The organism is Nitrospirillum amazonense (assembly GCF_007828035.1).
GTDB classification, from domain to species: domain Bacteria; phylum Pseudomonadota; class Alphaproteobacteria; order Azospirillales; family Azospirillaceae; genus Nitrospirillum; species Nitrospirillum amazonense.
In genome coordinates this window covers 164,215-176,267 of the sequence record NZ_VITV01000001.1, presented here as the reverse complement: position 1 = coordinate 176,267, position 12,053 = coordinate 164,215, and the positions used below count along the sequence as shown (strand labels likewise).

The 12,053-nt window shown below is 70.0% G+C and carries 13 protein-coding genes; 5 read left to right on the top strand and 8 right to left on the bottom strand.

Going from position 1 to position 12,053, the window contains the following annotated elements; genetic code table 11:
- Positions 1-3: 3 nt before the first annotated feature.
- From FBZ87_RS00765 to FBZ87_RS00750, 4 genes are all read right to left on the bottom strand, one after another.
- Positions 4-531 carry a hypothetical protein gene (locus tag FBZ87_RS00765; protein ID WP_145608383.1) on the bottom strand — a complete coding sequence of 176 codons (528 nt, stop codon included), beginning with the start codon at positions 529-531 and terminating at the stop codon, positions 4-6.
- Positions 528-890 (bottom strand): hypothetical protein, encoded by a 363-nt coding sequence (locus FBZ87_RS00760; protein WP_145608382.1) that lies wholly within the window; start codon positions 888-890, stop codon positions 528-530. The genes FBZ87_RS00765 and FBZ87_RS00760 overlap by 4 nt, the downstream gene beginning before the upstream one ends.
- Positions 891-902: 12 nt before the next feature.
- Positions 903-2,174 (bottom strand): flagellar hook protein FlgE, encoded by a 1,272-nt coding sequence (flgE, locus tag FBZ87_RS00755; RefSeq protein ID WP_145608380.1) that lies wholly within the window; start codon positions 2,172-2,174, stop codon positions 903-905.
- A 64-nt stretch (positions 2,175-2,238) separates the two neighbouring features.
- On the bottom strand, positions 2,239-2,904 hold the full coding sequence (locus FBZ87_RS00750) for a flagellar hook assembly protein FlgD (RefSeq protein ID WP_145608379.1): 666 nt from the start codon (positions 2,902-2,904) through the stop codon (positions 2,239-2,241).
- A gap of 455 nt (positions 2,905-3,359) precedes the next feature.
- Here FBZ87_RS00750 and FBZ87_RS29015 point away from each other — a divergent pair, with 455 nt between their 5' ends.
- Complete coding sequence (locus FBZ87_RS29015) at positions 3,360-5,030, top strand: tetratricopeptide repeat-containing glycosyltransferase family protein (RefSeq protein ID WP_186454497.1); 1,671 nt, start codon at positions 3,360-3,362, stop codon at positions 5,028-5,030.
- 91 nt (positions 5,031-5,121) lie between these two features.
- Here FBZ87_RS29015 and FBZ87_RS00740 read toward each other — a convergent pair whose 3' ends face one another.
- From FBZ87_RS00740 to FBZ87_RS00730, 3 genes are all read right to left on the bottom strand, one after another.
- Positions 5,122-5,700, bottom strand: a complete 579-nt coding sequence (locus FBZ87_RS00740) for a MarR family winged helix-turn-helix transcriptional regulator (protein WP_157999595.1) — start codon at positions 5,698-5,700, stop codon at positions 5,122-5,124.
- A gap of 194 nt (positions 5,701-5,894) precedes the next feature.
- Complete coding sequence (locus FBZ87_RS00735) at positions 5,895-6,104, bottom strand: cold-shock protein (RefSeq protein ID WP_040849967.1); 210 nt, start codon at positions 6,102-6,104, stop codon at positions 5,895-5,897.
- Positions 6,105-6,401: 297 nt separating this feature from the next.
- Complete coding sequence (locus FBZ87_RS00730; RefSeq protein WP_145608376.1) at positions 6,402-7,418, bottom strand: patatin-like phospholipase family protein; 1,017 nt, start codon at positions 7,416-7,418, stop codon at positions 6,402-6,404.
- A gap of 194 nt (positions 7,419-7,612) precedes the next feature.
- Here FBZ87_RS00730 and FBZ87_RS00725 point away from each other — a divergent pair, with 194 nt between their 5' ends.
- The 3 genes from FBZ87_RS00725 to FBZ87_RS00715 all read left to right on the top strand — a co-directional run bounded on the left by FBZ87_RS00725 (position 7,613) and on the right by FBZ87_RS00715 (position 11,202).
- Positions 7,613-8,329, top strand: a complete 717-nt coding sequence (locus tag FBZ87_RS00725) for a fumarylacetoacetate hydrolase family protein (RefSeq protein ID WP_145608374.1) — start codon at positions 7,613-7,615, stop codon at positions 8,327-8,329.
- Positions 8,330-8,454: 125 nt separating this feature from the next.
- A complete protein-coding gene (locus tag FBZ87_RS00720) occupies positions 8,455-10,290 on the top strand; it encodes an ABC transporter ATP-binding protein (protein WP_246134171.1) in 1,836 nt (611 codons plus the stop codon).
- A 27-nt stretch (positions 10,291-10,317) separates the two neighbouring features.
- A complete protein-coding gene (locus FBZ87_RS00715; protein WP_145608371.1) occupies positions 10,318-11,202 on the top strand; it encodes an alpha/beta hydrolase in 885 nt (294 codons plus the stop codon).
- Here FBZ87_RS00715 and FBZ87_RS00710 read toward each other — a convergent pair.
- Positions 11,154-11,672, bottom strand: a complete 519-nt coding sequence (locus FBZ87_RS00710; protein ID WP_145608370.1) for a GNAT family N-acetyltransferase — start codon at positions 11,670-11,672, stop codon at positions 11,154-11,156. The genes FBZ87_RS00715 and FBZ87_RS00710 overlap by 49 nt on opposite strands.
- A gap of 157 nt (positions 11,673-11,829) precedes the next feature.
- On the opposite strand from FBZ87_RS00710, the gene FBZ87_RS00705 reads away from it, so the two are divergent.
- The gene (locus tag FBZ87_RS00705) at positions 11,830-12,051 is read left to right on the top strand and encodes a hypothetical protein (protein WP_145608368.1); all 222 of its coding nucleotides are present in this window, start codon (positions 11,830-11,832) and stop codon (positions 12,049-12,051) included.
- Positions 12,052-12,053: the final 2 nt, after the last annotated feature.

The following is a 12,053-nucleotide window of genomic DNA, read 5'->3' as shown; positions in this document are numbered from 1 at the left end:
CTTTCAGGCGGTGAACTGCACGCAGTGGCGCGCCTGGTAGGCATCGATGCGAACCTGTCGGCCGCGCCCGGGATAGTAGCCGCGCACGTCCTGCGCCCGTTCCCGCGTCACATGCAGCAGGCCCTGCAGGCGTGAGCGCCGGCCCTTCAGCTCCGCCGCCATGCCGGCCTGCAGCGCCGCCATTTCCGCCATCAGTCCCTGCAGCTGCGGCGCCCAGTGCCGGCCGGTGGCGGCGCGGCCCTGGCCGCCCTTCTGGGCCGCCACCTGGGACAGGGTCACACGGGCCACGGCCTCCGCCTCGCGCAAGTGCTTCAGGGCATCGTACATGGCGCGCCGCCGCTGCAGGCTGGCCTCGGGCTGGCTTGCCGCGGCCTGGAAGGCGGCGAAGGCCTCCACCAGCGCCACCGGGAACTGGGTGCCACCGGGCGGCGGGGCCGGCAGGACGGGGGCCGTCTCCGGCACCACTTCCACCGCGGTGATGGCGGGCTCAGGCGCCGGCGTGGCGAACAGGCGGGACAGGAAGCTGGTCATCGCGCACCCCGGCGGTAGGAGGGCAGGTAGGCGTTGTTGAGCGCCCGCGAATAAAGCGTCAGGGCGCGGGCCCGCTGTTGCTGCACCTCGATCAGGGGGCGCAGCTCGGCCAGGGCCCGCTCCAGCCGTTCCTGGTAGCGGGTCAAGTCGTCGATCAGGGCCAGCTGGGCGGCGCGGCGGATATGGCCGCCCACCCGCACGCCGGGCATGAGGGCGGAGCGCACGGCGGCGTTCAGCCGCTTGCCCTCGCGCAGCAGGCGGTCCAGGCGCGTGGGATCGAAGGTGGAAGAGCCGGGGGCGGGGCCGTCGGCCGCCGGCTGCTGGATCGACTGGGCGAGGAGGGGGACGTACGGGTTCATGGCGCCGTCCCCTTACCGCTTGGCTTGGAGCAGGGTGTCCATCATGTCCTGCGCGGTGGAGACCACCTTGGCGGCGGCCGAGTAGGCCTGCTGCGCGTAGATCATGCGGCTCAGCTCGTCCGACACGTCGACGTTGGAGCTTTCCAGCGACTTGGACTCGATGGTGCCGGCGCCGTCGCTGCCCGCCTCCTTCAGGGAGTAGGTGCCCGACGCCGTGGATTGGGCGTAGGTCTGGCCGGATACGGCCGTCAGGCCGTCGGCGTTGGCGAAAGTGGCCACCGGGATCTTGTAGACCGTCTTGGACTGGCCGTTGTCGAAATTGGCGACGACGCTGCCGTCGGTGTTGATGTCCACGCTGGTCAGCGTGCCCTTGGCGTAGCCGTCCTGCTTGGGCGTGCCGGTGGTGGTGACGCTGGGGGTGGAGGACCCGCTGGCGTACTGGGTGATGGACCCGCTGCCGCCGTTCTCGCCATAGTCCAGGGTGATGGTGCTGTCGGTGGCGCCGCTGCTCCACCCCGTGATGCCCAGCTGGATGTCGGTGGTGGGCGAGGCCAGCGAGCCGTCGCTGTTGAACACCAGGCTGACGGGCGTGCCGCTGGTGGTACCGGTGACCGTGGACCCGTCGGTGGCCGACACCGGGTTTGAGGCATCCAGCTCCCAGGTGTTGGTGCCGGTCTTGGTCCAGGTCATGGTGACCGTGCTGCTGTTGCCCAGGCTGTCGTACACCTCGGTATCGGTGGTGTAGCTGCTGCCCACCGTGGCGTCGGAAGGCAGGTTCAGGCTGCTGGTCACCTTGGTCGTCGCCTTGGGCGAACCGGAGATGTCGTCCAGGTTGATCTTTTCCAGGCTGGCCGTGTCGCTGCGGTTGGTGGCCAGGATGTTGCCGCTGTCGTCCGTGGCCCAGCCTTCCAGGTAGAAGCCTTCGGTGTTCACCAGATAGCCGCTGTTGTCCTCGCTGAAGCTGCCGTCGCGGGTGTAGTAGGCCTGGGTGCTGCTGCCGTCGTTCACCACGAACATGCCGTCGCCATCCAGCGCCAGGTTGGTGGTGACATCGGTAGAGGTGATGTCGCCCTGGCTGCTGACCGTCTGCGTCGTGCCGGCGATGACCCCGCCATAGTCGGCGGAGCTGGTCTGGCTGTCGGTCAGCAGGGCGGTGAACGAGGTGTCGGTCGCCTTGTAGCCCGTGCTGGACGAGTTGGAGATGTTGCTGGAGATGGAGGTGAACGCCTTGGACTGGGCGTACAGGGCCGAGGTGGCGGTGTTCAGGGCGCTGAAGATGCTCATTGCCGTGTTTCCTTGCGGGCGGGCGGGCGGCGGTGCGGCCGGAAGCTGGGAAAGTCGTTGTGGATCAGAGGATTGACGTCACGTCGTCCATGGCGATCTCGTAACTTCCCAGCGTCAGCTTGGCCGTGCCGGTGGAGGTGTCGACGCCCGTGACCTTGCCGACGCCGTAGGCGCTGACGCTGCTGGCGGCGTTATCGGTGGTGGCGGTGATGGACAGGGTGTAGGTGCCCGAGGTGGCGGTGCCGCCATCCGTCTCGGTGCCCTTCCAGGTGATGTAGTTGGTGCCGGCGCTGGTGCTGCCGGTGCCGGAGTAGACGACGTTGCCGCTGCTGTCGCTGACCGTGTAGCTGACGCTGTCGGCGTCGGACGGCAGGGTGTAGCTCCAGATGGCGGAGCCATCCTGCAAGGGCGCCTCGTCGCTGTCGGTGGATACCGTCTGGCCCAGGTAGCTATAGGCCGGATAGCTGCCGGTGAAGCTGCTGAGCGAGCTGCTGATGCCTTCCAGCAGGGTGTTGGACGCCTGCTGCGCCTCCAGGCTGGACATCTGCACCAGCTGGGTCGTGAAGGTGCTGGTGTCCATGGGACTGGTCGGGTCCTGCGTCTGCAGCTCTTTCAGCAGCAGGGTCAGCATGGTGGTGAAGTCGCCCAGCGAGCTGGTGGACGAGGAGGAGGCGGTGGTGCTCGTTGTGCTGGTGCTGCTGCTGGAACTGGTGCTGCTGACCGTCGTCATGATCCGACCTCTCCGTCCTCCGCCGCTTCCCCGGATCCTGGAATGGGACCTCGGGCCGGAATTGGCTTTCGATCGGTTCAACGCCGGCCTTCACAGAAGCGGGCGCATTTTTTTTGACGGTTCCAAAAAAAAGTTCCGGGCCACGAAGTCCTCGCTCGGCTTATATGCTTTCAATGCGTTTGGTTAATCTCGGATGCGAGGACATTGAGTATTTAAGTAGGCAGAATTTTACTGGTCATGTATTGCCGATCGGCAGTTTCTTCCTAGCGTGCCTGTCGTCCTCACGGCGGACATTCGCAAAAATGGCGGGAATCCTGGGGTTTCCGGGCCCGGCCTTCGCTGGGGCGCCCGGCAGATTTTGCCCATCGGTGCCGGGGCCGCCCGGTTTCCAGATGCGGCGACGGTTTGCCCGCCGCCGCGCGTGAGGGGAAAGGGCATGAATGATGAGGGGCGGCATGCCTGAAAACCTGACACGACCGCGCCGCGATGAGCGGGGCGGCGGCACCCCTCCGACGGGTGAGGCGGCGGGGGGCGACCCGTCCCTGGCCGCGGCGGCGTCCCTGCTGGCGGCGGGGCGGGCGGACGCGGCCTGGGTGCTGTGCCGTCCGGCGTTGGCGGCGGGCGCGCGCACGCCCGGCTGGCTGGCGCTGGCCGGCCGCGTGTTGCTGGCGCTGGACCGGCCGGCAGAGGCGGAGCCCGTGCTGGCCTTGGCCGCCGCCACGGCGCGCCCGGATGAGGCGGCGGACCTGGGCCTGTTCACCCTGTGGGGCGTGGCGCTGCGCCGCCTGGGCCGCGTGCCCCAGGCGGAACCTGTGCTGCGCATGGCCCTGCGCCTGTCGCCCGGGGACGCCGTATGCCACAGCAACCTGGCGGCAGTGCTGCGCGCGCTGGACCGGCTGGCGGAGGCGGAGGATGCCGCCCGCGCCGCACTGGCCCTGGACCCCGGCCTGGTCAACGGCCATGTCAACCTGGCGTCCATCCTCATGGCCCAGGGCCGCCCCGGCCTGGCGCTGGCCGCCAGCCGCCGGGCCCTGGCGGCCGAGCCGGCGCAGGCGGAGGCGCTGTACACCCAGGCTGCGGCCTTGCAGGCGCTGGGCGACCTCAGGGGTGCCGCCGAGGCCTGGGCCGCCGGCGTGCGCGCCCATCCCACCGATGCCCGCCTGGTGTTCGGCCGGGCCAACCTGGACCTGGCACGGGGGGATCTGGCCGCCGGATGGGTAGGCTACGACGCCCGCCTGGCGGCGGAGCCGCAGCGCTTCCGTGCCGCTCCCGCCCTGCCGGCCTGGCGGGGCCAGCGGCTGGACGGCTCCCTGCTGATCTGGCGGGAACAGGGCCTGGGGGATGAGCTGATGTTCGCGACCTGCTATGCCGCCGCCATCGCGGCGGCCGGATCGGCGGTGGTGCGCTGCGATCCCCGCCTGGCGGGCCTATTCGGCCGGGCCTTTCCCGGCGCCCAGGTGGTGGCGGAGGCGCGGGAGGGGGCGGCGCCCGATCCGGCGGAAGGCCGGGCCGTGGCCCAGGCGGCGGCGGGCTCCCTGCCCGGCCTGCTGCGTGGGCGCCTGGCCGATTTCACGGGGCCGGCGGGCTACCTGCGGGCGCGGGATGATCTGGTGGCCCGCTGGCGGCGGCGCCTGGCGGACCTGGATGGGGATGGGCCGCGCACCCTGAAGGTGGGCCTGTGCTGGCGCAGCGGCCTGGCGATCGAAAGCCGCGCCGGACGGCAGTCGGATCTGGCGGACTGGACGCCCCTGCTGGCCCTGCCGGGGGTTGCCGTCCTCACACTGATGTATGGCGACACGGAAGCGGAGCGGGCGGCCCTGGGCGCCCTGGCGCCGCGCCATTTTCCGGACCTGGACCAGCGCGACGACCTGGAGGGGCTGGCCGCCCTGCTCTCCTGCCTCGACCTGGTGATTACCGCGCCCACCGCCACGGGTGAGCTTGCCGGCGCCCTGGGGGTGCCGGTCTGGCGCCTGGCGGGGGAACTGGACGTGACCTGCCTGGGCACGGGCGCGCGGCCCTGGTTTCCCAGCATGCGCGTCTTCCGCACCGGCGTGCGCGACCGGCGGGATGTGATCCGCGACATGGCAAACCAGGTGGCCAGCGGCATGACTTTCGGGCCGCTTTAGGACGCGACCGCCGGATGGCGGCGCCCGCCGCATGAGGCCACATCAAAACACGCCCCGGCCATCGGCGGGGGCGTGTTTTGGCGGCGCGTGCTCAGGAGGCGTGGCGCAGGGCGTGCGGCCGGTCGGCGTAGGGGCGCACATGCTCCGCCCGGCGGGACCGGTCGCGGATGATGCGCAGGGCCTCCAGCAGGGTGCGGCGCTGGTGGCTATCCAGGTCGGCCAGCAGCAGATCGTTCACCGACTGGCGCAGCGGCTGCAGCCGGCGCAGCACGGCCAAGCCTTCCGGCGTGGCGGACAAGAGTTTCCGGCGGCGGTCGCTGGGATCGTCCTCCTGCCGGATCAGGCCCTTGCGCAGCAGCTCCGTCACCGTGGCGCTGATGTGCGGACGGGACAGGCCGCGGGCGGCGGCGATCTCGGACGAGAAGATGCAGCCCGCGCGGCCCAGGTCGGCGCCGGCGTAGGCGTCGGCATGCGGGTCGTTGGCCGGCTGGGTGGGGCCGTCGTTGAAGTTGCGGTCACCCGCCACGTTCATCAGCACGGTCCACTGCGGCGCCGTCAGTCCGGCCTCTTCCAGCAGGGGCTCGCTGTGGCGGACCAGGGCGTTGGCCACGTCGATGACGCACAGCGCGATAGCGTCTTCGGCGCGGAAATGGGCAAGGGCGTCGGGCATGGAATGGAACCCCCACATAACTGTTTTCACGCCCCCACCATGATCCCTCCGACCCACCCCGGCATTGACCAGGATCAATCACGCGCCGCCTTATCCGAAGGGAGGGGTTCAAAACGAAACGGGCGGCCATCCCGGGGGCGGCCGCCCGTTCTCAAACCAACCGTGACAGGGGAGCCCGAAGGTCCCCCCGGGGATCACAGCGTGCGCAGGTTACCGGCGGCCGACTTCCCCTTGCGGGGGTCGTGCTGCAGGTCGAAGCTGACCTTCTGGCCCTCGTTCAGCGAGCGCAGGCCCGCCTGTTCGACGGCGCTGATGTGCACGAACACGTCGGCGGTGCCATCCTCCGGCTGAATGAAGCCGTAACCCTTGGTGCTGTTGAACCACTTAACGGTGCCGATAGACATGGTGTCTCCTTAGACGGGTAGTTCCCGGTCCAAATGTCGCCCGGCCGCGGGTATGCGACGGCGGGCATCAAATCATGACGGGAGCGAACCGGTGGACCGGGCAGGGCTCCGCGACAAATTCGATGCCATAGTCATGGAATCCAACTCGCCCGAGGACAAGCAAGAAAATCTGAACAATACTTAAAGTGATTGGCGAGCTGTACTGATGGATGAGGAGAAGCAGTGCCCGTATATGACCTTTGGCCTTTCGGATGAGGGGGGTAGGCCGCCATTCCCCCGGTGGATGGCTGGCGGATATTAAGATGCCATTCGCACCGGGATGCCGAAGACGCGCAGGGCCTCGCGCAGTTCGGGCAGGGCCCGCTCCACCACGGCCTTGCCCTCGGCGATGGCCTCCTCCGCCCGGTCGAATTCCAGGAGGCCGATGTGGCCCAGGCGTGGCTTCAGGTGGATGTCCGGCGGCTCGCCGGCCAGGCGGGACCGGGTGATGCGGTCCAGCGCGATGCCCAGCGAGGTCGCCATCACGCCGAACATGCTGGGTCCCTCATACTTGGGCGGCTGCGGCCGGGCGCGGCGGGATTGCAGGAAGGCGGACAGGAACTCGAAATTATGCTTCTGCGGCGCCTCGCCCCCCAGGTCGGCCGGCGCCTCCATGTCCTCTGTCGCCGGGGCGGCGTCGGGCGGGGCGGCGGCGCCCGCCTCGCCATCATGGCGGCCCCGGGTGCGACCGATGATGTCGGCGTTCAGGTCGACGGCCACCACCATGGCGGCGCCCATGGCGCGGCAGGCGGCCACGGGCACGGGATCGACCAGCGCGCCGTCCACCAGCCAGCGGCCATCGACATGGGACGGCGGGAAGATGCCCGGCATGGCGTAGGAGGCGCGCATGGCCTCCACCACCGAGCCGCGGCGCAGCCACACCTCCTTGCCCGTCGCCAGGTCGGTGGCGACGGTGATGAAGGGGCTGGACAGATCGTCGAAGGTGGCATCGCCCAGATGCTGGTTCAGTTCGGCCAGCAGCTTCTCGCCCCCGATCAGGCCGCCGCCGCTGCGCAGCCGCAGGTCCAGCAGGCCCAGGATGCGCATCTTGGTCAGGTTGCGCGCCCAGTGCTCCAGCGTCTCCAGATGGTTGCCGAGATAGACGCCGCCCACCAGCGCGCCGATGGAACAGCCTGCCACCACGTCGGGGTGGATGCCGTGCTGGGCCAGGGCCTGGAGCACGCCGATATGCGCCCACCCCCGGGCGACGCCGCCGCCCAGCGCCAGGCCTAAGGTGGGGCGGGGGGCGTGGCGCTCAGGATGGCGGTCGGGCATGGCGGTCTTCTCTCTGTCGGCGGGGACGACATTAAACTAGGGGGCGGGGCCGGGCGGCACAGCGTACCGGCTTCTGTTAGTCGGTGAAAGTGGCACGGGGTGGGCCGGCTTGGGGGCGAAATGGGGCCGGGCTGGCGCGCGTGCGCCGCTCTGCTATGGTGGCGGCCCCTTGCCACCGCCCGGATGACCAGGCCATGACCAGCGCGCCCCGGCTTCTGTTTCCTGTCCCGCAGCCCACCGTGCCCGTGGCCGGGCTTGATGCCGTCTTCCCCGTGCACCGCATCTATTGCATCGGACGCAACTACGCGGCGCACGCCCGCGAAATGGGCTCCGACCCCACGCGGGAGCCACCATTCTTCTTCCAGAAGCCGGCCGACGCCGTGCAGGTGGTGATGCCGGGCACGGTGGCGGACCATCCCTATCCCACGCTGACCAACAACTATCATTATGAGGTGGAGCTGGTGGCCGCCATCGGCGTGGGCGGCCGGAACATCCCGGTCGACCAGGCGCTTACCCACGTCTTCGGCTACGCCGTGGGCCTGGACATGACCCGCCGCGACCTGCAGCGCGCCATGGGCGACATCAAGAAGCCGTGGGAAATCGGCAAGGCCTTCGACCACAGCGCCCCCATCGGCCCGCTGCACCCCGTGTCCCAGGTGGGGCACCTGGCCGCCGGCGCCATCACCCTGTCGGTGAACGGCGAGGTGAAGCAGTCGTCCACCCTGGGCCAGATGACCTGGAAGCTGGCGGAGCAGATCGCCAACCTGTCCCAGGCCTTCGCCCTGTTGCCCGGCGACCTGATCTTCACCGGCACGCCGGAGAATGTGGGCCCCGTGGTGCCGGGCGATGTCATCACCGCCCACATCGACGGTTTGCCCGACCTGTCGCTGCGCATCACCGACCGGGCGTGAGGGGGAGGCGCCAGGAAGGGGGGCGCCGGCCGGCTGTGGCTGGCGGGGCCGCCTTCGTGCTAAGCATGGCCCCGTCTTTTCCCGTGCCGGGCGCCCGTGCCCGCAGTCCGAGGTTCGCCGGTCCCTTGTCCAAGAAGCCTAAGTCCCAGCCGCGCCACACCGCCACCCTGCCACTCGTGAAACGGCTGGCCGGCAACTACCTGCGGCCCTATCTCGGCATGGTGCTGTTGGCCAGCGTCCTCATCGCCATCAACGCCGGCAGCTCTGCCGTGCTGGCGCAGAAGCTGGTGCCCCTGATCGATGAGGTGCTGAGCGGCAAGAACCCCGGCTATCTGCGCACCTTCGCCGTCATCGTTTTCGCCACCTTCGTGGTGCGCGGCTTCTCGGGCTATTTCTCGGCCGTGCTGATGAACAACGTGGGCCAGCGGCTGGTGGCGGCGTTGCAGAAGCAGCTCTACAACCACCTGATCAAGGCCGACCTCGCCTATCTGCATTCCCTGCCGTCGGGCCAGCTGGTCTCCAGCCTGGTGAACGACGTGAACCAGGTGCGCCAGGGCACGGCGGAGGTGCTGACCAACTACGGCCAGAGCGTGCTGACCCTCATCTTCCTGGTGGGCGTGATGTTCCAGCAGGATTGGCTGCTGGCCACCATCTCGCTGACCGTGGTGCCCTTCACCACCCTCATGCTCAGCCGCATGACCGGGCGCCTGCGCCGGGTGGCGGGGCGCACGCAGGCGGCCCTGGGCACCTTCGCCAGCATCCTGACCCAGACCTTCCAGGGGGCCCGCCATGTGAAGGCCTACGGCATGGAAGAGTACGAGATGCGGCGTGTGGCCGGCATCGCCGACGATTTGCGCAAGCTGACCAACAAGTCCTTCCGGGTCTCCTCCTCCCTCATCCCCATCAATGAGGTGCTGAGCGGCGTCATCTTCGTCGGCGTCATCATCTATGGCGGGCTGGAGGCGGCGGCGGGGCACAGCACGGCCGGCACGCTGACCAGCTTCACCGGCGCCTTCCTGCTGGCGTTCGAGCCGCTGAAGCGCCTGTCCAAGCTGCAGACCCAGCTGCAGGTCAGCCTGGCCTCGGCGGAGCGGGTGTTTGCCCTGTTGGACACGCCGCCGCGCATCATTGACCGGCCGGGTGCTGCCGAATTGGCGGTCGCCTCTCATGCCATTAAATTCAATGACGTGCGCTTCGCCTATCAGGACGGCACGGTGGCCCTGGATGGCGTGTCGCTGGAGGTGCCGGCGGGCAAGACCGTGGCCCTGGTGGGGTCCAGCGGGTCGGGCAAGACCACCATCCTGAACCTGATCCCCCGCTTCTACGACGTCACCGGCGGGTCCGTGACCCTGGGCGGCCAGGACATCCGCGACGTGACGCTGGCCTCGCTGCGCAGCGCCATCGGCTTGGTCAGCCAGGAGACGGGGCTGTTCGACGACACCGTGCGCGGCAACATCGCCTATGGCCGCGTCGGCGCCACGCAGGAGGAGATCGAGGCGGCGGCCAAGGCGGCGGCGGCGCACGACTTCATCCTGGGCCTGCCCCAGGGCTATGACACCCGGGTGGGCGAGAACGGCGTGAAGCTGTCCGGCGGCCAGCGCCAGCGCATCGCCATCGCCCGCGCCATGCTGAAGAACGCCCCCGTGCTGCTGCTGGACGAGGCGACCTCGGCGCTGGATAGCGAGTCCGAGCGCCTGGTGCAGGATGCCCTGCGCCGCTTGCAGCAGGGCCGCACCACCCTGGTCATCGCCCACCGCCTGTCCACCATCATCGATGCCGACCGCATCTATGTCATCGATGGCGGCCGGGTGGTGGAATCCGGCACGCACGACGAATTGCTGGCGCTCGACGGCGCTTACGCCCGCTTCCACGCCCTGCAGGCCGGTGGTGGCCCCGGGGCGGTGGCGGAGCTGGGCGCGGCCCCGGTGACGGCGGCCGGCGCCCTGTCGGCGGCGGGTTGAGCCGATGGGCGCAGGGTGATCACGACCATGGTTGCCCTGTTTCTCCTGATCATCGTCGGCACGCTGGGCGCCGTGTTCGGCGGTTTGGTGCTGATGCTGGCGCGCCAGGGGGGGGCTGCCCTTTTCGTTCATCCGCGTCTGCCCGATCCTGGTGCCCCGCCGGACGGGTCCGGCTTGCGCGCCGTCGCCTATCCCACCGCGGATGGTGTCACGCTGACGGCCTGGCTGGGCCAGCCGGCGGGTATCACCAAGCCGGTGGTCCTGGTCCTGGCGGGACCGGGGCAGCGCCGGGCGGACCTGTCAGGACTGGCAGCGACCTTGGTGGCCGCCGGCTATGGCGTCATGGTGACCTGTCGCCGCCCTCTGTCCCTGACGATGGGGGACTGGGGGGAAACGGCGTTGCTGGCCGATGCCCGCGCCGCCTTGGATCATCTGACGGCGCAGGGCGTCTCCGGCTCCCGCCTGGTCATCCTGGGCGTGTCGGCGTCGGCGGCCCTGGCCCTGCAGATGGCCTGGGAACGGCGACCGGCCGCCGTGGTGCTGGCAGCCCCGCCAACCTCGGGCGCCGATCTGCTGGTCGGCCGTTGGCATCTGTCGGCGCTGGCGGGCATGGCCAGCAACCCGCTGGCCGTGGTGGGCCGCTTGAAGATCGCCCCTCCCGCCTGCCCGCTGCTGGTGCTGCATGGCCAGGCCGACCGCGTGGTGCCGCCAGCCATGGGCCAGGCGGTGTTCAACGCCGCGCCGCAGCCCAAGCAGGCCGCCTGGATCAAGGGCGCCGGCCACGCCGACCTGTGGGCCAAGGGCGGCACCGACGCCCTGCTGGACTTCCTGGCCGGCCGCAAGGGCCCCGCGCCGACCCTGGATCAGGAGGCGCCGTGGCGGGCGCCGGGCTTGCCCGCCGTTAGATCCTGATCCACATAGCGCCGCAGCCGGAAAGCGGGGGAACCATCGGCGTAATAGTCCTCCTCCACCGAGGTCTGGTGGAAACCCAGGCGGTGGTACAGGGCGCGGGCGGCGTCGTTCTCCGGATGCACCTCCAGCGACAGCCATTGGTGGCCGGTGGCGCGGGCGTGGTCCAGGGCGGCCCGCATCATGGCCTTGGCCAGGCCCCGGCAGCGCTGGTCGGGATGGGTGGCCAGGGAATAGACGCGCACGCCCCGGGTGCCCCGGCGGGACAGCAGCACGGCGCTGGCCGCCAGGCCACCGTCGGGGCCATCGATCACCAGGATGTGGGCGGACGGCCGCTCCAGCAGGCGGCGGAAGCTGCGCCGGCCCATGCGGTTGAACTCGAAACAGATCTTCTCCAGCGCCAGCAGCGCCTCCAGGTCGGCCGGGGTGGCGGGGCGGGGCGGGGGAGCGGCGGTGGCGGGGGGCGTTGTCATGATGCCGTGAAGGTACGGGGCCGCGCGTCGGGGAGCCAAATCAAAAACCCTTTATCTTCCGGCCCCGGCATTGGCATGGAGATTTAATGCGCGCCGCCGGGACACTGGGGACACCACGGCGGACTTGGGTGCCGTGGCCTTTCCAGAGGAACGCACCATGGCACGCATCATCGTCATCGAACGCGGCCCCGGCGGCCTGTGGGCCGCCCACGACAGCGCTGGCCTGATCGGCGGCACCTTCACCGAGCGCCGCGCCGCCGTGACCTTCGCCACCTTCCAGCCCGACCACCCCACCGTGCTGCTGCGCGCCGGTTGGGCGGGTCCGGCTGGCGCGAAGGCCCGCGCGGCGGCCGCACCCTTTCCCAGTACGCGCTTCTGAGG

Bases quoted from the DNA above. Each gene is read 5' to 3' on its own strand.
- FBZ87_RS00735 (WP_040849967.1), bottom strand. From the start codon at position 6,104: ATGTCTATCGGCACCGTTAAGTGGTTCAACAGCACCAAGGGTTACGGC.
- FBZ87_RS00710 (WP_145608370.1), bottom strand. From the start codon at position 11,672: ATGACAACGCCCCCCGCCACCGCCGCTCCCCCGCCCCGCCCCGCCACC.
- FBZ87_RS00705 (WP_145608368.1), top strand. From the start codon at position 11,830: ATGGCACGCATCATCGTCATCGAACGCGGCCCCGGCGGCCTGTGGGCC.
- FBZ87_RS00730 (WP_145608376.1), bottom strand. From the start codon at position 7,418: ATGCCCGACCGCCATCCTGAGCGCCACGCCCCCCGCCCCACCTTAGGC.
- FBZ87_RS00740 (WP_157999595.1), bottom strand. From the start codon at position 5,700: ATGCCCGACGCCCTTGCCCATTTCCGCGCCGAAGACGCTATCGCGCTG.
- FBZ87_RS00715 (WP_145608371.1), top strand. From the start codon at position 10,318: ATGGTTGCCCTGTTTCTCCTGATCATCGTCGGCACGCTGGGCGCCGTG.
- FBZ87_RS00765 (WP_145608383.1), bottom strand. From the start codon at position 531: ATGACCAGCTTCCTGTCCCGCCTGTTCGCCACGCCGGCGCCTGAGCCC.
- FBZ87_RS00725 (WP_145608374.1), top strand. From the start codon at position 7,613: ATGACCAGCGCGCCCCGGCTTCTGTTTCCTGTCCCGCAGCCCACCGTG.
- FBZ87_RS29015 (WP_186454497.1), top strand. From the start codon at position 3,360: ATGCCTGAAAACCTGACACGACCGCGCCGCGATGAGCGGGGCGGCGGC.
- FBZ87_RS00760 (WP_145608382.1), bottom strand. From the start codon at position 890: ATGAACCCGTACGTCCCCCTCCTCGCCCAGTCGATCCAGCAGCCGGCG.
- FBZ87_RS00750 (WP_145608379.1), bottom strand. From the start codon at position 2,904: ATGACGACGGTCAGCAGCACCAGTTCCAGCAGCAGCACCAGCACAACG.
- flgE (WP_145608380.1), bottom strand. From the start codon at position 2,174: ATGAGCATCTTCAGCGCCCTGAACACCGCCACCTCGGCCCTGTACGCC.